Genomic DNA, 18404 nt, shown 5'->3' on the forward strand with positions numbered 1-18404 from the left:
GGCTCAGTGCCCCCGCCCGGCGCGCAGGCGCGGGTCCACGGCGTAGTAGAGCAGGTCCACCACCAGGTTGATCGTCACGAAGACCGCCGAGATGAGGAGGAGATAGGCCGCCATCACCGGGATGTCGGCCGAGGAGACGGACTGGATGAAGAGCAGTCCCATGCCCGGCCACTGGAACACCGTTTCCGTCACGATGGAGAAGGCGATGATGGAGCCGAGCTGGAGGCCGACGATGGTGATCACCGGCACCAGCGTGTTCCGCAGCGCGTGGCCGAAGTTGATGGCACGCTCCCGGATGCCGCGGGCGCGGGCGAACTTCACGTAGTCGGACCGCAGCACCTCCAGCATCTCGGACCGTACCAGCCGCATGATGAGGGTGAGCTGGAACAGGCCCAGCGTGATGGAGGGCAGCACCAGCGCCTTCCAGCCGGACGCGGTGAGGAAGCCCGTGCTCCACCAGCCCAGCTGCACCGTGTCCCCCCGCCCGAAGGAGGGCAGCCAGCCCAGCCAGACCGCGAAGACGAGGATCAGCAGGCTGCCGATGAGGAAGGTGGGGAGCGAGACGCCGACGAGGCTGAAGGTCAGGAAGAAGCGGCTAAGCGGGGAGCGCGGGTAGAGCCCGGTATAGACCCCCATGGGCATTCCCACCGACAGCGCCAGGACGGAGGCGCAAAGGGCCAGTTCCAGCGTGGCCGGCGCCCGCTCCAGGATCAGGTCCGAGACGGGGCGGGAGAGGCGGTAGGAAAGGCCGAATTCCCCCTGAAGGGCGTTGCCGACGAAGCGCAGGAACTGGACGGGCACGGGCTGGTCCAGCCCGAGCGCGGCTACCAGCGCGTCCCGCTGGGCCGGGGTGAACTCCTGGCCGAGCATGGTCGCGATGGGATCGCCCACAAAGGCGAAGAGGGCGAAGGCGATGAGGGCCACGGCCAGCATGACCGGGATCGCCTGGAGGATGCGTGACAGGATGAAGGCGGGCACGCCATTCGGCCTAGCGGAGAGGCGCCGGGCCGTCCACCCGGCGCGGTGTCGCTGCGGCCATCATCCCTGCCCCGAGTTGCACCGGGACAGGCTAGCAGACCCCGCGCCGATGCGCGCCCGCTCCATCATCCCCCTTGCTACATCACCATCGGGCCGCTTCGGCCGCCGCCCTCCTGCGTCCAGTCCTTGATGATGGTGTAGACCACCGCCAGCAGGACCGGCCCGAGAAAGAGGCCGAGCAGCCCGAAGGCCACCGCCCCGCCCAAGGCACCGAGAAGGGTGAGCAGAAGCGGCAGGTCCGCCCCGCGGGAGATCAGCCAGGGCCGGATGAAGTTGTCGACCGAGGAGATGCCGAAGGCGCCGTAGAGGCCCATGAAGATGCCCCAGCCCGTGCTGCCATTGGCCAGCAGCCAAATGGTGGCGGGGATCCAGACCACCGGCGCGCCGATCGGCAGGATGGAGATTACCCCGGCCAGCACGCCCAGCAGCGCCGGCTGCGGCACGCCGGAAAGCCAGAGCCCGAAGGCCGTCATCGCCCCTTGCACCACCGCGGTGCCCAGCAGGCCGTAGATCACGCCCTGCGTCACCGCCCCGGTCAGCGCCACCAGCCGCCGCCCGCGCCCGCCCGCCACACGCTCCGCCATGCGGTCCAGCGCCTGGGCCATCCGGGGGCCGTCCCGGAAGAAGAAGAAGGAGAGCAGGATGGCGATCAGCAGCTCCGCCACGCCGGAGACGATGGTGAGGACGAACCCGAAGGCGGTCTGGGCCACGTTCCCGAGGTAGGGGCGCAGCACGCTCAGCAGGTTCCCCACGCCGAGATCCACCGCGTCCAGCCGCTCCTTCAAGAAGGGCCCGACCATCGGCAGGCGCCCGATCCAGTCCACCAGGGCCGGCAGCCCGTCGGTCGTGAAGTTCTCGACGGCGTTGCGCAGGCCATCGATCTCCTCGCGGTTGGTCGGGGCGGCAAGGGCCAGGGGAAGCCCGATGACGAGCATCATCACCACCACCATCACGGCGGCCGCCCAGGACGGGCCGAGCCGCGCGCGGTCCGTCAGCAGGCGGTAGAGCGGCCAGGTGGTGAAGGCGAGGATGGCCGCCCAGAGCAGCGCCGAGAGGAAGGGGCGCAGCACGAGGAAGCAGCCCGCCAGAAGCGCCGCCAGGGCGACGACGCCGATGAGGCGGACGAGGAACTGCTTGTCGTCGGTCATGGGTTCTCCCCGAGTGGCGGCCGGCATTTTCGAATGGGCATCTTCGAACGGGCAACGTCGAAGGGGCATCTTCGCCGCTGCGCGCGCAGCGGTCCAACGCCGGCGATGCACCCCCGGCGGCGTGCCCGGCATTCCCGTGCGCACTACCCGGTATCGCCGCGCGCGTGCCCCCCTGGGGCGGGGGCGGGTTCTTGGTCCTGCCGAATCGCTGTAGGGTGGGCGCTATTCGGCCCCCGGCAAGGAGCGGCGCCGGCAGGAGACCTCGCGATGCCGCGCTTCGCCGCCAACATCTCGCTCCTGTTCACCGAGGCGCCCTTCCCCGAGCGCTTCGCCCTGGCGAAGGCCGCCGGTTTCCAGGCGGTCGAGTTCCTCGACCCTGAGGGATGCTCCGCGCAGGAGATCCGCGCCCGGCTGCGGGACGCCGGCCTCTCCGCCGTGCTGTTCAACGCCGCCCGTGGCGACGCGGCGGCGGGCGAGCGCGGGCTTGCCGCTCTGCCGGGCCGCGGGGCCGCCTTCCGCGACGCGATCGCCCGCGCGCTGGACATGGCCGGGGAGATCGACTGTCCGCGCCTGCACGTGATGGCGGGGCTGGCCCCGGCGGGCGTGGCGCGGGAGACTCTGGTGGGCACCTTCGCCGCGAACCTGGCCTGGGCCGCGGAGCGCTGCGCGTCCCAGGGCGTGAAGCCGCTGATCGAGCCGATCAACCACCGGGACATCCCGGGCTACGTGCTGAACACCACTGCCGAGGCGGCCGCGGTCATCGCCGCCGTCGGGCCGGAGCGGCTGGGCCTTCAGTTCGACCTCTACCACGCGCAGGTGACGGAGGGCGACGTGACGCGCCGCTTCGAGGCGCTGCTGCCCCTGATCGCCCACGTCCAGGTGGCCGACGCGCCCGGCCGCAACGAGCCCGGCACGGGCGAGCTGAACCTGCCCTTCCTGTTCGACCGCATCGATGCGGCGGGCTACCGCGGCTGGATCGGCTGCGAGTACCGGCCCGCCCGAACCACCGCGGAAGGGCTGGGGTGGTTCACCCCCTACCGCACCTGAACGGACCAGAGAGAAGGACGCGACGCGCATGAAGATCGGATTCATCGGCCTGGGCATCATGGGCCGCCCGATGGCGCTGAACCTGCAGAAGGCGGGGCACGAGCTCTTCGTTCCCGAGCGGGCGAGCCTGACGGACGAGGTCCGCGGCGCCGCGACGGTGCTTCCCTCTCCCGCCGAGGTGGCGGCCGCGGCGGAGGTGGTGATCCTCATCGTGCCGGACACCCCCGACGTGGAGGCGGTGCTCTTCGGCGAGGGCGGCGTGGCCGCGGCGCTGAAGCCCGGCACGCTGGTGATCGACATGTCCTCCATCAGCCCGACGGCGACGGTCGACTACGCGGCGCGGGTGAACGCGAAGGGGTGCGACTACCTGGACGCCCCGGTTTCCGGCGGCGAGGTGGGCGCGCGCAACGCCGCGCTGACGATCATGGTGGGCGGGCCGCGGGCGGCCTTCGACCGGGCCCTGCCGCTGTTCCAGGCCATGGGCAAGAACATCACCCTGGTGGGCGAGAAGAACGGCGCCGGGCAGGTCACGAAGGTGGCGAACCAGATCATCGTGGCCCTGAACATCGAGGCGGTGGCCGAGGCCCTCGTCTTCGCCAGCAAGGCCGGCGCCGATCCGGCGCGGGTCCGGGAGGCCCTGATGGGTGGCTTCGCCTCCTCCCGCATCCTCGAGGTTCATGCGGAGCGGATGATCAAGCGCACCTTCGACCCGGGCTTCCGGATCGCACTGCATCAGAAGGACCTCAACCTCGCGTTGCAATCCGCGCGGGAACTCGGAGTCGCGCTGCCGAACACGGCCTCCGCACAGCAGCTCTTCTCGGCGGTGTCGGCAGCGGGCGGTGGACAGCAGGACCATTCTGCCCTCGTCAAAGCGCTTGAAATTATGGCCTCTCATGAGTTGGGATGATAAATGTCGCGCGGCAAGGAATGGATGTTGCGCCATCACCGGCCGGAGCGCATTTTGAAACACGAGTCCAAAGAGATGAGATACGCTCAACCGGACCTGGCCAGGAGGAACCCGCGACCGTGATCGAGGGACGAGCCATGCGCTTCGCCGACATCGGGCAGCAGCTGCGGGCCTACCGGCTGGAATCCGGCCTTCGTGCGGAGGAGATCGCGGCACGCCTCGGCGTGTCGCGCGCTGCCCTGTACCGCTACGAGAAGGGCGAGGTCATTAAGCTGGACACGATCCGGCGCCTGGCGGAGCTGCTGAAGATTTCTCCCCTCTCCCTTCTCGGGATCGGGGTGGAGTACTTCTCCCGCCCGCTGGCGCTGCAGGAGCGGCTCCGCCAGGTGGAGGAGGATGCCGAGCAGATCCTCCAGCTCGGCAGCGCGCTCTGCACCCTCGTGACGAGCGACGGCTACGACGCCGCCCTCGCGGAGGCGATGGCCGAGGCGGCCGAGGCAAGCCCGGAGCGGGTGGCCTTCCACGCCGCGGCGGAACAGGCCCTCGGCCTGCTGGGCGCGCGCAAGCGGCTCTACCAGACGCGCCGCCCCTCCATCATCGCGATGGTGACGGAGCGCGCGCTGCGCGGCTTCCTCATGGACGGTGTCGCGCCGGCGCTCCACCTCTCCGAGGCGGGGCGGCACCGCGCCCGGCTGGCGGCTCGGGCCGAGGTGGAGAACATAGCGGCCCTCATGGAGAGCGTGCCGATGGGGCTGCAGATCGGGCTGCTCACCGAGTCCGAGCCGACCGGCAGCTTCATCGTCCTCCGCGCAAGGGAGCGGGCGCATCTCTGCGCCAACCCCTTCCTGCCGGACAGCCCGCCCATGGCGGCGCTAGGCGTCGGCACCATCACCGCGGCGGACGAGGCCGTGACAATCCACCAGCGCGTGGCGGAGAACGCCTGGCGGGAGGCCCGGAAGGGTGCGGAGGCGGCGGGGCGCGTGAGGCTCCTCCTCGCGGAGACCCGGATGCACTGAGCCGCCTCGGAGCTCGGGTGAGCCCCGGTTGGGTCGGCCGGGTTTGGGTCGCCGCTGGTGCTCCCGGCTCAGAGCTCCAGCGAGGCTTCCAGGATCTCCGGGTCCTCGCTCCGGCGCGTCGCGAAGCCGATGGCCTGGACGAAGCGCAGCATCCCCGCGTTCTCCGCCAGCACCTGGCCGTGGATCCGGCGCAGCCCGCGCCCCCTGGCCCAGTCCATGAGCCGGCCCATCATGTGCCGTGCGAGGCCGCCGCGCTTCCAGGCGGCGTCGATGAGGAGCGCGAACTCCCCGCCCTCCTGCCCGTCCAGTACCAACCGCGCGGTGCCGGCGATTGAGTCGCCCGCGATCGCGGCGAAGGCCATCTCCCGGTCGTAGTCGATCTGGGTGAGGCGGGCGAGCTGCGCCGGGGGCAGTTCCCGCAGCGGGTTGAAGAAGCGGTAGCGCACGTCCTCCGCCGGCACACGGCGCACGAAGGCGGCCACCCCCTCGGCGTCCTCCGGCCGGATGGGCCGCACGACGACGCCCCGACCGTCCTTCGTGGTGAAGGGCCTCGCCAGTGACGCGGGATAGGGGGGGATAGCGAGGAACCCCGTCTCGCCGGGCGGGCGCAGGGTGATCCTGGCGTCCAGCACCTCCATCCCTTCCGGCCGGGCGCGCAGCGGGTTCACCACCGCCGCCTCCACCTCCGGAAAATCCACCGCGAACTGGGAGAGGCCGACCAGCGCCTCCGCAAGCCCCTCGCGGGAGACGGGGAGGTGGTCGCGCCAGCCGTCCAGCAGGCGCGAGACGCGGGTGCGGCCGATCATGGCCAGAGCCAGGGCGCGGTTCAGCGGGGGCAGATCGTGCGACTCGTCGGCCTCGATCGGGGCGGCGGTGCCGCCACGGCCGAAGCCGATCCAGGGACCGAACATCGGGTCATCGCCCAGCCGAAGCCGCAGCTCCCGCCCGGGCGGTGCCTGGCGCTGCACCATCCAGCCGCGCGGGCGCAGGCCGGGGCGCGCGGCCGCCAGCCCGGCTTCCATCGCGGCGGCCGCGTCCCGCAGCGCGGCCGCGTCGCGCAGGTCCAACGCCACGGCGCCGACCTCCGTCTTCGCGGGCAGCGCGTCGCTCAGCACCTTCAGCACCACGGGCCAGCCGAGTTCGGCGGCGGCCTCCACGGCCTCGTCCAGCGTTGCGGCGGCGCGATGCGGGATGACCGGCACGCCGTAGGCGGAGAGGACGGCGAGCGACTCGGCCTCATCCAGCTGCACCCGCCCCTCCGCGCGGGCAGCGGCGAAGAGGGCGGACACGCGGGCGCGGTCCGGCGTCACCTCCAGCACCTCGGCCGAGGGCAGCTCAGCGGCGGCGGCGCGGTTCCGGCGGTGCTGGGCGAGGTGGAGCGCGCCCTGCACCGCCGCCTCCGGCGTGGTGAAGACCGCGACGCCGCGCTCCGCCAGGGCCCGGCGTTGCGCCCCCGCGCTGTATTGGCCTAGCCACGCGGCCAGCACGGGCGCGGCACGGCCGCCCTTCCCGGTGGATGCCGCGGCGGCGGCCAGGGCTGCGGCCGCAACCTCAGGGTCCTCATCCGGCGCGGGTGCGTGGATGGCGACGACGGAGTCCACCTCGGCGAGGGCAGAGAGGAGGGAGGCGGCCTCGGCCAGCCGGTGCCCCTGCCCGGCCGGCAGCGCCAGCGGGTTCTCGCCGGACCAGCCCTCTGGCAGGGCGAGGTCCAGCAGCGTCCTGGCCTCGGGCGGGATCACCGCCAGCCGTGCCCCGCCGCGCAGGGCGGCATCCGCCGCCATCTGGCCGGGGCCGAGCCCGTTGGAGACCACGGCGATCCGGTCGCCCCGTGCGCCCTCCGCGCCGGGGCGCAGGGACGGCTTCACCCGCCCCAGCGTCTCGGCGGCGGAGAGGAACTCCTCCAGCCCCTGCACCCGCAGCACGCCGGCGCGGCGCAGGGCGGCGCCCATCACGGCGTCCGCCACATCGCGCCCGGCATGGCCGGGGCGCTGCGCCACTACCGGGCGGGTACGGGCCGTGGCGCGGGCGGCGGAGATGAACATGCGTCGGTTCTTGATGCGGCGGAGGTCCAGCAGCACCGCGCCCGTCGGGGCGTCGCGTGCCAGCCAGTCCAGCCCGCCGGCGAAGCCGTAATCCGCGTTGGTGCCGATCCCCGCGATAAGGGAGAAGCCCACCGCCTCCCCCTCCGCCCAATCGATCACCGCCCGCGCCAGGGCGGAGGACTGGCAGAGCAGCGCCAGCCGCCCCGGCCGCGGCGCCATGTGGGAGAGGGAGGCGTTCAGCCCCAGCGGCGGGATGCAGATCCCGAAGGAGTGCTCGCCCATGGCGCGCACGCCCGTGCGGGCGCAATGGGCGGCGAGGCCCGGCGCAGGTCCCGGCACCACGGCCGCAAAGCAGCCGCGGGCGGCCAGCGCGTCCATCGCCGGCCCGATCCCATCCGGCGGGAGGGAGAGGACCGCGAGGTGCGGCGCCTCCGCCAGCGCGGCGAGGTCGGGCGCGTGGTCCATCCCCGCCCAGGGCGCGCCGACGGCGTGCAGCGCCCCTCGGAAGCCGCCGGCCGCGAGGTTCCGCGCCAGCACGGCGGAAGCGGCGATGGCCGGATCCGCCATCAGCGCCACCCGCCGGGGCGCGAAGAGGTGCGTGTCCTGGAAGCCCGGCGCGAGGCTGCGGCCGGAAAGGGTGACCGGCAGCGCCACGGCGGGCCGCGCCCTAGCCGGCCATCAGGGCGCGCTTCGCGGCCTCGGCCAGGAAGCCGCTGGCCACGGGCAGCACGGCGTCGTCGAAGTCGTAATTCGGGTGGTGCAGCTCCCGCCCGCCATCCGTAGGCCCGTTTCCGATCCAGACGAAGGCGCCGGGCACTTCGCCGAGGAACTCCGAGAAATCCTCCCCCGTCATGGCCGCGGGCAGGTCGCGGCGGACCGGGGCCACCGCCCCCGCCGCCTCGGCCGCCAGGTCTCGCTCGGCCGGGTGGTTGATCGTGGCGTTCACGCCGCCCAGCACCTCGGCGCGGGCCCGCACCTGAAAGGTCTCGGAGATGCCGCGAGCCATGCGGTGCAGCCCCTCCTCGATCATCAGGCCCGTCTCCGGGCGCAGGAACCGCATGGAGCCGCGGATGGTCACCTTCGCCGCGATCTGGTTCCAGGCCTCGCCGCCCTCGATCGTGGTCAGCGACACCACGGCCGAGTCCAGCGGGTCCAGGTTGCGGGAAACGATGGACTGGCAGGCGACCACGGCGTGGCCTGCCGCCACGATCGGGTCATGCGTCAGGTGCGGCAGGGCGGCGTGGCCGGCGTGGCCCTCCACCTCGATGAGGAAGCGGCGGCCGGCGGCCATCACCGGGCCGTCATGCACGGCCACCGTGCCCACGGGCAGGCCGGGCCAGTTGTGCCAGCCGAAGATGCGGTCCATCGGGAAGCGGCGGAACAGCCCGTCCTCGATCATGGCCCGGGCGCCGCCGCCGCCCTCCTCCGCCGGCTGGAAGACGAGGCGGACGGTGCCGGACCAGCCCTCGTCCCGCATCAGCAGCGCCGCGGCGCCGAGCAGGGCGGTGGTGTGCCCATCATGCCCGCAGGCGTGCATGACGCCGGGCTTCGTGCTGCGGTAGGGCAGCTCCGTGCTCGCCTCCTGGATCGGCAGGGCGTCCATGTCGGCCCGCAGCCCGACGCTGCGATTGCCGCCGCCGCGCCGGATGGTGGCCACCAGACCGTGTCCGCCAATCCTCGTCTCGATCTCCGTGATGCCGAGTTCACGCAGACGTTGGGCGACAAAATCCGCCGTGGGCCCTTCATCCCCCGTGACACCGGGGTTCGCGTGCAGGTGGCGGCGCCAGCGCGTGAGGGTCTCGGTCAGGTTCTGGTCCATGGATCGAGGAGTTAGCCCTTCCATTGCGTTCCCTCCACCCCGGTTTTGCGCTGCTTCCCCTCCTGCTGGTCGGCCCGGCGCTCGGCCAGCCTGCCGGGGAACCGGCCGCCGAGGCGCCGCGCCCGGCCGCCCCGGCCGAGCCGGATGACGCGGACGGGCCGGTCCGCAGCTACGAGGTGAGCTTCACCGCCACGGGGGATGCGCGGCTGAACACGGCGATGGAGGGCGTCTCCGTGCTGCGCCGCCTGAGGGAGAGCGTGCCGACGAGTGCCGAGGGGCTGGTGGCGCGGGCGCTGCAGGACCAGGGCAACATGCGGCTCGCCCTGCGCTCGGAGGGGTATTACGGCGGCACGGCGCGGATCACCCTGGCGGGGGAGGCGCCGGACGCGGCGGGCCTGGCGCTGCGCCTGGCGAACCGCGGGACGGAGCCGGTGCCGGTCGTGATCTCGGCGGAGACAGGGCCGCAGTACACCATCTCCACCGCTACCCTGCGGCCGGACGTGGTGGACACTGACATCTCCGGCGCCGGTGAGGTCGCGGGGCTCGGCCCGGGCGACCCGGCGCGGGCGGAGGTTGTGAACTCCACTCAGGAGACGGTGCTGACCCGGCTGCGCGAGGCGGGGCACCCCTTCGCCGGCGTGCCGCGCCGGCAGATCACGGTGGACCACGACGCCCGGACGATGGAGGTGGTCTACTTCGTCCAGCCCGGCCCCCGCGCCCGCTTCGCCCAGCCGGTGGTGGAGGGGTCCGAGAACGTGGATCCGGAGCTTCTCCGCCGCGCCTCCAGCCCGCTGGCTGGAGAGGTTTACGACCCGCGGGAGCTGGACCGCGTCAGGCGGGACGTGCTGGCGCTCGGCGTCTTCGGCACGGTGCGCGCCCGCACCGGGGAGAGGCTGGACCCGGACGGGCGGCTGCCCGTCACCTTCCTCGTCGCCGAGCGTCCGTTCCGGGCCATCGGCGTCACGGGCGCCTACGAGACGCGCTACGGCCCGACGGTGCGCGCCTACTGGGAGCACCGGAACCTCTTCGGCGCGGCGGAGCGGCTGCGGGTGGAGGCTGAGCTCTCCCGCCCCACCCAGCGGGGCGTGAGCGACTGGGGCTATCGGCTGGGGGCCAACCTGCGCCAGCCCTGGTTCGCCGGGCTGAACGCGACGGCGGTGAGCGACGTGACGATCCTGCGGGAGCGCCTGCTGGCCTATGACCGCGATGCGGTGACGGCCGGCTTCTCCCTCGAGCGAAAGATCGACCCGCGCCTCACCCTCTCCGCCGGCATCGCCGGCGAGGTGGGGCGCACGGAGGAGACAGACCAGACTCTGAAGTACACCCTCGTCTCCTTGCCGCTCGGGGCGCGGTTCGACGGCACGGACAACGTGCTGGACCCCTCGCGCGGCTACCGGGCAAACCTTCTGATCTCCCCCACGATCTCCCTCGGGGCTTCGACGGAGCTCTTCACCCGCATCCGGGGCACCGGCAGCGCCTATTTCGACCTCTCCGGCGGCAAGGGCAGCATCCTCGCGCTCCGGGCCGGCTTCGGCACCGTCGCCGGGGCGGAGGCGGGCAGCATTCCCCCGCATCTCCGCTTCTACGCGGGCGGCGGCGGCTCCGTGCGCGGCTACGACTACCAGATCATCGGACCGCGGCGGGCGGACCGCACGCCGCGCGGCGGCCTCTCCCTGCTGGAAGGCAGCGTGGAGCTGCGCCAGCGCATCACCGGCCCCTACGGCATCGCCGTGTTCGCGGATGCCGGCAGCGTGGGGCAGGACGCCCTCTCCGGCTTCGGCGACCTGGCCTTCGGCGTGGGGGCGGGCGTGCGCTACGCCACGGCCATCGGGCCGATCCGGGCGGACATCGCCCTGCCACTGACGAAGGTTCCCGGGAATTCAGGCTTCGGCCTCTACGTCGGCATCGGGCAGGCCTTCTGATGCGCCGTTTCGGGAAGATCCTGCTCGCCGTCATCGGCGTGCTGCTGGTGCTGCCGGTCGTGTTGCTGCTGGCCGGGTGGCTGGCCCTGAACGTGAAGCCCGGGCAGGACGCGATCGCGCGGCTGGCCATGGGCTTCGTGCCGGGGCTGCAGATCGAGAACCTGCATGGCGGCCTGCCCGCCGCGCCGCGCATCGGGCGCGTGGTGCTCTCCGACAGCCAGGGCCCCTACCTCGTCATCGAGGACATCGCGCTGGACCTGGACCTGCTGCGGCTGACCTCGCGGGAGTTCCGGGTCGCCAATCTCTCCGCAGGCAAGGTGACCTTCAGCCGGCTTCCGGTGCCGGACCCGAACGCCCCCCCTGCCCCGGCCTCCGAGCCCGGGCCCTTGCTGCCGCAGATTCCGCAGCTTCCCGTGCAGGTGGCGCTGGAGCGCCTCTCCCTGCCCCGCGTGGAGCTCGGCGCGGCGGTGGCCGGCATCCCGGCCACCCTCTCGCTTGAGGCGGGCGGCAGGCTGGGCGCTGACGGCGTCTTCCTCGGCGCCAAGGGACGGCGGCTGGACGCGCCGGGCGCGCTGGACCTCGACCTGGCGCTGGCGCCGGGGGACCGGGTGAAGATCGACCTGCGCTACGACGAGCCGCGGGGCGGGCTGGTCGCCGGGCTGCTCGGCAAGCCGGAGCAGGCGACGCGGGTGCAGGTGGCGCTGGACGGGCCGGCGACGGGCGCCGGGTTCACCCTGCTGGCAGACATGGGCGAGACCGCGCGCGTGAACGGGCGCGGCACGCTGAGCCTGCCCGCGGGCGGCGGCGTGGGGCTGGAGGCGGCGGGCGACGCGGCGCTGGGCGGCTTCCTGCCCGCCCCTGTCGCGGCGCTGCGCTTCGACCTTCGCACCCTGCCCGCCGAGGGCGGCGCGACCCGGATCGAGCGCGCGCGGGTGGAGACGGCGGCCGCAACGGTCGAGGCGCGGGGCATCGTGGGCTCGGCCCTGGACGTCTCCTTCGACGCCCGGGTGAACGACGCCAACACCCTCGCCGGGCTCGTCCCGGCGACGGTCGGCTGGGGCGGCATCGAGGCGCGTGGCACGGTTACCGGCACCACCGCCGCGCCGGAGCTGCGGCTGGATGCCACGCTGCGCGACCCGCGACTGCCGGAGCCGGCGCCGGGGCTGCTGGGTCCGGCGCCGACGGTGCTGCTGCGGGCGAACCAGCAGCGGGTGCACGAACTCGCCGTGAACGGGCGCGCGGTGACGCTGCGGGCGGAAGGCGCGTTTGGGCAGACCCTGGACCTGACGCTGAACGCGGCCCTGGCCGCGCAGGACATTCCCAACGTGCCGGTGCGCGGGCAGCTTGAAGCCCGCGCGCGGGTGACGGGGCCGGCTGCCACCCCGGCCGTGGCGCTCGATGCCTCCTCGCCCGCTCTGGAAGCCTATGGCCGCCGCTTCGAGGCGCTGCGGCTGGAGGCGAACCTGCCGAACGCCACGGTGCCCGCTGGCGCCCTGAACCTCTCCGCCCGGCTGCAGGGGCTGAATCTCTCGGCCGAGGCACGGGCGGCACAGGACGGCGAGCGGCTGCGGGTGGAGACGCTCCGCGCCGCGCTGGGCCCGGCCCGGCTGGAAGGGCGCGGCGAGTTCAACCTGACGCGGATGCTGGGCACGGCCGACCTTCTGCTGGAAGCTGCCGATCTCGCGCCCCTGACCCCGGTGGCCGGAACGCCGCTGGGCGGCGGGGTGCGGCTCTCCGCCCGGCTGGCGCCGCAGGGCGCCGAGGGGGTCCAGCGCCAGGGGATCGAGGCGGAGTTGCGGGCGAACAACCTGCGCGCCGGCGGGCAGGTGGTGAACGGCACCGTCCAGGCGAGCGGGACGGACGCGGCGCTGGACCTGCGCGGCGACGTGCGGGCGCTGGACGGTCGGGCGACGCTGCGGGCTCGGTTGGCGCTAGACCAGCCGGACAAGCGGATCGAGCTATCGGCGCTCGACCTGCAGCGGCAGGCGCTGGGCATCCGGCTCACCGCGCCGGCCACGATCATCATCGGGGCGAATGGCGGCTTTTCCACGCCCGGGCTGGCGTTGCAGGGGCGGCCGGGCGGGGCATTGCGCGTGGCCGGGCGCTGGGGACCGGACAACGCGGACCTGCGCGCCACCCTCTCGGCGCTGCCGCTCTCGGTCGCCAACCTCTTCGTGCCGGATCCGCCGCTTGCCGGAACGGTCTCGGGCGAGGTCCGGCTTTCCGGGCCGGTCGCGCGGCCGGGGATCGACGGCGAGCTGCGCGGGACGGGGCTGCGCTCCGGCGCGCCCTGGGGCCGGAACCTGCCGGAGGGCACGCTGACGGCCACCGCCCGGATGCGCGGTGAGCAGGTGGAGACGCGGGCGGAGTTCCGCCTGGGCCGCGGCCTCTCCCTCAACCTCGACGCGCGGGTGCCGAGCGACTTCCAGGGGCCGATCTCCGCCACGCTGCGGGGAACCACGGACATCGCCGTTCTCGCCGCGCCCTTCCTGATCGGCGGCGCCAACCGCGTGGCGGGCACGGTGACGATCGACGCGCGCGCGGGCGGGACGGTGCAGGCACCGCAGATCTCGGGCGGCGCGCGCATCGCGGGCGGCAGCTTCCGCAACCTGGAGTACGGGCTCGCCCTGCGGGACATCACGGGCAGCCTGCGGGGGGACATGGACCGGATCGTGGTGGAGAGCATCACCGCCCGCGCCGGCACGGGCACGCTGACGGCGCGCGGGCAGGTGCAGCCCTTCGCCGAGGGGCAGCCGATCGAGATGACGGTGGCCGGGCAGAACCTGGCGCCGGTCTCGAGCGATCTGTTCCGCGGCGCCTTCGATGCGGACATGCGCCTCTCCGGCCTGCTGGCGCGCGGTATGCGGCTGGCGGGCACGATCACCACGCGCTCCTCCGTGATCGGCATCCCCGAGGGGCTGCCGGGCGGCGTGGCCGATATCGGCGAGGTGCGGGAGGTCGGGCGCGGGGCCCCTCCCCCGCCGCGCGGCACGGCGGCCGCCCGGAGGGGCGCCGCGCGTGAGGCGAGCGCGGCCGCCCCGCCGGCCGGGGCCGCGCCGCTGGAGCTGGACATCACGCTGCGGGCGCCGGGCCAAGTCTATCTGCGCGGGCGCGGGCTGGACGTGGAGCTGGGCGGCGACGTGCGGATCGGCGGCACGATCTCCGAGATCGTCTCCCAGGGCGCGCTGCGGCTGCGGCGCGGGACGCTGACGGTGCTGGACCGGCGCCTGACCTTCCAGCGCGGCGTGCTGACCTTCCAGGGCGACATTGCTTCGCCGGAGATCGACCTGCTTGCCACCTCCCGCGTGTCCTCCACCACGATCAACGTGACCGTCACGGGCACGCCGCGGGCGCCGAAGATCGAGTTCACCTCGTCGCCGGAACTGCCGCAGGACGAGGTGCTGGCGCGGCTGATCTTCAACCGCTCCGCCGACAAGCTCTCGCCCTTCCAGATCGCCCAGCTCGCCCGCGTGCTCTCGGGCGCCGTCTCCGGCGGGCAGGAGGATCCGGTGAGCGGCTTCTTCGGGCGGGTCAGCCGCACGCTGGGGCTGGACCGGCTGGGCGTGGGCACGGGGGCGAACGGCACGCCGGGGATTGAGGCCGGCGGCTATCTTGGCCAGGGCATCTACCTCAACGTGGATCCCGGCACGAGCACGGGCTCGCCCCGTGTCGGCGTTGAGATCGAGTTGACGCCGCGGCTGAAGCTGGAGAGCGGCGCAGGCACGGACAGCCAGGGAGCGGGGCTGACCTACGAGTACGAGTACTGAACGCGAGCACCAGACGGGGCGGGTATTCCGGCGCTGCCCGGGACGGGATAGACTCGGCTCGTCCCGGCGCGCCGGCCGCGCCAGCCGCCGCCCATTGGCCGCGCGCGACGGCCTGGCACCCGGGACGGCCTCGAGAATAGCAGGGAGAGGAGGAGCCGCATGCGCGCCTTCGAAGGACAGTTCAGCGACAACAAGCCGATCCGGCGCAACACGGACGAGAAGCGCCGGCTGCTGGCCGAGCTGGAGCAGACGCTGGCTGGGATGAAGCCCCATACCTCCCCGACCCTGCGCGAGAGCATCAAGGGGCGGATCGTGGAGCTGCGGGCCGAGCTCGGCGCCAAGCGCTGACCGGCGGTTGTTGAGACGGTCCCGCTCCCGGATGGGAGCGGGACCGTTTCCGTTTCAGCCGGCCAGTTCGGCCAGCAGCCGGGCATGGCTGCGGGCGCCGTGCATGAGGCAGGCCCAGTCGAACTTCTCGTTCGGGCTGTGGACCTGGTCGTCGTCCAGCCCGAAGCCCATGAGCACGCTGTCCAGGCCAAGGATACGGCGGAAGCTCTCCACGACGGGGATGGAGCCGCCTGAGCCGATCAGCACCGCCTCCCGCCCGTACTCCGCGGCGAGCGCCCGGCGGGCGGCCGCCACCTCCGCGCTGTCCTCCGGCACCACGACGGGCGGGGCGGAGGCGAAGCGCTGGACTTCCGCGCGCGCATCGGCGGGGAGGCGAGCCCTGACGAAGGCTTCCAGCGAGTCGAGGACGGCGTTCGGGTCCTGGTCGCCGACGAGGCGGAAGGAGACCTTGGCGTGCGCTTCCGCCGCGATGACGGTCTTGGAGCCCTCGCCGGTGTAGCCGCCCCAGATGCCGTTCACGTCGCAGGTCGGGCGGGCCCACTGTCGGACCAGCGGCTTCAGCCCCTTCTCGCCAGCCGGGACGGAGAGGCCGATATCGCCGAGAAAGCGGGCCTCGTCGAAGCCAAGGGAGTCCCAGGCGGCGTCGAGATTGCCGCCCACCTCCGGAACGGCGTCGTAAAAGCCGGGCAGCTGGATGCGGCCGCTCTCATCCGTCAGCTCCGCCAGAATGCAGCAGAGAAGGTTGATTGGGTTCAGCGCCATCCCGCCGTACAGGCCGGAATGCAGATCTCGGGAAGCGGCGAAGAGGTCAATCTGGGCGTAGGCCATGCCGCGAAGACGCGCGGAGATTGCCGGGCTGCGCGGGTCCCACATGTTGGTGTCGGAGACGATGACAGCGCGCGCCTCACGAAGCTCGCCGGCATGCTCCTCCAGGAAGGGGTCCAGGCTGGGGCTGCCGATCTCCTCCTCGCCCTCCACCAGGACGCGGATGGCAGTCGGCGGGCCGCCGGCCACCTCGTGCCAGGCGCGCATGGCGGCGAGCCAGGTCATGACCTGTCCCTTGTCGTCCACGGCGCCGCGGGCCACGGTCACTGGGCCGTTCCGCCCCTCCCTGACCGTCGGCTCAAAAGGCGGAGAGGTCCAGAGCTCGAAGGGCTCGGCGGGCTGGACGTCGTAGTGGCCGTAGTAGAGCAGCGGCCGGACGCTGCCGCCCGGGCCGGGGTGGAAGGCGACGACGGCGGGATGGCCTTTGGTTTCTCGCAGCTCGGCCGTGAAGCCGATGGAGCGGAGTTCCCCGACCAGCCACTCTCCGGCCCGGCGGCAATCGGCGGCGTGCGGCGGCTGGGCGGAGACGCTGGGAATCCGGAGGAACTCAAAGTAGCGGGCGCGGATTTCGGCCTCGGCGGCGTCGATCCGGGCGAGAACCGCTTCCAGCGCGCTCACGCCGAATCTCCGGTGTCAGCGACGAGGCCTGCGGCCTCAATGCCGGCGACCGCCGCGAGTTCATCCTTGTCCGAGGCGTCGCCGGAGACGCCGACCGCCCCGAAGATGGTGCCATCCGAGGACCTGACGAGGACGCCGCCGGGCACCGGTACGGCAGAGCCGCCGGCCAGGTCGGAGAAGGCGTTCATGAACCCCTGCATGGCCTGGGCGCGGCGCGCCAGTTCCCGGCCGCCGAAGCCGAGGCCCATTGCGCCGAACGCCTTGCCCTGGGCGATGGCCGGTCGCAGAAGGCTGCAGCCATCCTCCTTCAGCATCGCCTTGAGCTGCCCGGCCGCGTCCAGCACCACCACGGTGAGAGGAGCGAGCCCGAGGCGGCGCCCCTCGGCCAATGCCGCATCAACGACCTGACGGGCCTGGTTCAACGTGATTCCATGCTGGAACCCGATGGGCTGGTTGGGCATTCGCGTGACGCTCCCTGAACGGCGAGACTCTCGTTCTATGCCGCGCGTCATTCGGCGCAAGCGGCCGCGGGGTTTGCGCCGGTGTGGGAACGCGAAAACCCAGCCACCGTGAGGTGAGCTGGGTTGTCATGGTGTTGTATGGGATATGGATGCGGGGACAGGATTTGAACCTGTGACCTTCAGGTTATGAGCCTGACGAGCTACCGGGCTGCTCCACCCCGCGGTGGTGTAGTGATCATGTTCTCCGGTCGGGTGGCCTGGCGCTGACCGACTCTCCCGCGTCTTAAGACGCAGTACCATGGGCGCAGGGGCGTTTCACGGCCGAGTTCGGGATGGGATCGGGTGTGGCAGCCTCGCTATAGGCACCAGGCCACCGGGCCGGAGGACATGATGGGTGGGCGGACGCGGAGCGTTCTGCCCGGGATGGAAGGTGGTGTGTGGGTGGTGTGTTTGCGTGTTGGTGCTGCGTGCGGCGAGGGGGTTAGCCCTCAGCGGTGGGGGAGTGGAGTTCGATCGGGCGATTAGGACCGCTCGGCTGCGTCGGTTACCCGACTTCCACCTGCGGCCTATCGACGTGCTGGTCTGGCACGGCCCTTGGGGAGACCTGGTTTTGAGGCTGGTTTCCCGCTTAGATGCCTTCAGCGGTTATCCGTTCCGCACTTGGCTACCCGGCGATGCGGCTGGCGCCACAACCGGTGCACCAGAGGTGCGTCCATCCCGGTCCTCTCGTACTAGGGACAGATCCTCTCAAGTCTCCAACACCCATGGCAGATAGGGACCGAACTGTCTCACGACGTTCTAAACCCAGCTCACGTACCGCTTTAATCGGCGAACAGCCGAACCCTTGGGACCTGCTCCAGCCCCGGGATGCGATGAGCCGACATCGAGGTGCCAAACCTCCCCGTCGATGTGGACTCTTGGGGGAGATCAGCCTGTTATCCCTAGAGTACCTTTTATCCGTTGAGCGATGGCCCTTCCACGCGGGACCACCGGATCACTAAGGCCGACTTTCGTCTCTGCTCGCGCTGTCGCGCTCGCAGTCAGGCGGGCTTGTGCCTTTGCACTCAACAGCCGATGTCCGACCGGCCTGAGCCCACCATCGCGCGCCTCCGTTACACTTTGGGAGGCGACCGCCCCAGTCAAACTGCCCACCAGGCAGGGTCCCGGCCCCGGCTAACGGGGCTCGGTTAGACGCCAGAAAGGCGCAGGGTGGTATTTCAAGGTTGCCTCCGCAGAGGCTAGCGCCCCTGTTTCATCGGCTCCCACCTATCCTACACAGCCCCTTCCTGGCGCCACTGCCAAGCTGCAGTAAAGGTTCATAGGGTCTTTCCGTCTGACCACGGGTACCCCGCATCTTCACGGGGAATTCAATTTCGCTGAGCCCATGCTGGAGACAGTGGGGAGGTCGTTACGCCATTCGTGCAGGTCGGAACTTACCCGACAAGG

General features: G+C 72.2%; 12 protein-coding genes, 1 tRNA gene and 2 rRNA genes (1 of these 15 only partly in view). 6 read left to right on the top strand and 9 right to left on the bottom strand.

From position 1 onward, the window contains the following. Positions 1-3 precede the first annotated feature (3 nt). Both VQH23_RS21775 and VQH23_RS21780 read right to left on the bottom strand, forming a co-directional pair. The gene (locus tag VQH23_RS21775) at positions 4-978 is read right to left on the bottom strand and encodes an ABC transporter permease (protein WP_338662764.1); all 975 of its coding nucleotides are present in this window, start codon (positions 976-978) and stop codon (positions 4-6) included. A 137-nt stretch (positions 979-1115) separates the two neighbouring features. Beyond that, on the bottom strand, positions 1116-2186 hold the full coding sequence (locus VQH23_RS21780; protein WP_338662765.1) for an AI-2E family transporter: 1071 nt from the start codon (positions 2184-2186) through the stop codon (positions 1116-1118). Positions 2187-2453: 267 nt separating this feature from the next. On the opposite strand from VQH23_RS21780, the gene otnI reads away from it, so the two are divergent. The 3 genes from otnI to VQH23_RS21795 all read left to right on the top strand — a co-directional run bounded on the left by otnI (position 2454) and on the right by VQH23_RS21795 (position 5156). Further along, positions 2454-3233 carry a 2-oxo-tetronate isomerase gene (gene otnI, locus VQH23_RS21785; protein WP_338662766.1) on the top strand — a complete coding sequence of 260 codons (780 nt, stop codon included), beginning with the start codon at positions 2454-2456 and terminating at the stop codon, positions 3231-3233. A 28-nt stretch (positions 3234-3261) separates the two neighbouring features. Then, the gene (locus VQH23_RS21790; protein ID WP_408904241.1) at positions 3262-4140 is read left to right on the top strand and encodes a 2-hydroxy-3-oxopropionate reductase; all 879 of its coding nucleotides are present in this window, start codon (positions 3262-3264) and stop codon (positions 4138-4140) included. A 137-nt stretch (positions 4141-4277) separates the two neighbouring features. Beyond that, positions 4278-5156 (top strand): helix-turn-helix transcriptional regulator, encoded by an 879-nt coding sequence (locus VQH23_RS21795; RefSeq protein WP_338666142.1) that lies wholly within the window; start codon positions 4278-4280, stop codon positions 5154-5156. Between the two features lie 68 nt (positions 5157-5224). Here VQH23_RS21795 and VQH23_RS21800 read toward each other — a convergent pair whose 3' ends face one another. After that, positions 5225-7852 carry a GNAT family N-acetyltransferase gene (locus VQH23_RS21800; RefSeq protein WP_338662768.1) on the bottom strand — a complete coding sequence of 876 codons (2628 nt, stop codon included), beginning with the start codon at positions 7850-7852 and terminating at the stop codon, positions 5225-5227. Positions 7853-7865: 13 nt separating this feature from the next. Then, positions 7866-9017: an amidohydrolase gene (locus VQH23_RS21805; protein WP_338662769.1), complete on the bottom strand. Its 1152-nt coding sequence runs from the start codon at positions 9015-9017 to the stop codon at positions 7866-7868. Positions 9018-9040: 23 nt separating this feature from the next. On the opposite strand from VQH23_RS21805, the gene VQH23_RS21810 reads away from it, so the two are divergent. The 3 genes from VQH23_RS21810 (at position 9041) to VQH23_RS21820 (ending at position 15054) form a co-directional block, all read left to right on the top strand. Next, positions 9041-10939, top strand: a complete 1899-nt coding sequence (locus VQH23_RS21810) for an autotransporter assembly complex family protein (RefSeq protein ID WP_338662770.1) — start codon at positions 9041-9043, stop codon at positions 10937-10939. Further along, entirely contained in the window at positions 10939-14706 is a 3768-nt protein-coding gene (locus VQH23_RS21815) for a translocation/assembly module TamB domain-containing protein (protein ID WP_338662771.1), read from the top strand. The genes VQH23_RS21810 and VQH23_RS21815 overlap by 1 nt, the downstream gene beginning before the upstream one ends. A gap of 159 nt (positions 14707-14865) precedes the next feature. Beyond that, positions 14866-15054, top strand: a complete 189-nt coding sequence (locus VQH23_RS21820; RefSeq protein WP_338662772.1) for a hypothetical protein — start codon at positions 14866-14868, stop codon at positions 15052-15054. Positions 15055-15108: 54 nt separating this feature from the next. On the opposite strand, the gene VQH23_RS21825 is transcribed toward VQH23_RS21820, so the two are convergent. From VQH23_RS21825 to VQH23_RS21845, 5 genes are all read right to left on the bottom strand, one after another. Then, on the bottom strand, positions 15109-16497 hold the full coding sequence (locus VQH23_RS21825; RefSeq protein ID WP_338662773.1) for a M20/M25/M40 family metallo-hydrolase: 1389 nt from the start codon (positions 16495-16497) through the stop codon (positions 15109-15111). Then, positions 16494-16958: a heme-binding protein gene (locus tag VQH23_RS21830; RefSeq protein WP_338662774.1), complete on the bottom strand. Its 465-nt coding sequence runs from the start codon at positions 16956-16958 to the stop codon at positions 16494-16496. Before VQH23_RS21830 ends, VQH23_RS21825 begins: the two co-directional genes overlap by 4 nt. Before the next feature lie 146 nt (positions 16959-17104). Beyond that, a tRNA-Met gene (locus VQH23_RS21835) sits at positions 17105-17181 on the bottom strand. A gap of 32 nt (positions 17182-17213) precedes the next feature. Next, positions 17214-17328 (bottom strand): 5S ribosomal RNA (rrf, locus tag VQH23_RS21840). A gap of 130 nt (positions 17329-17458) precedes the next feature. Next, positions 17459-18404 (bottom strand): 23S ribosomal RNA (locus tag VQH23_RS21845) (it continues 1796 nt past the right edge of the window).

This window comes from Pararoseomonas sp. SCSIO 73927, assembly GCF_037040815.1.
GTDB lineage: Bacteria > Pseudomonadota > Alphaproteobacteria > Acetobacterales > Acetobacteraceae > Roseomonas.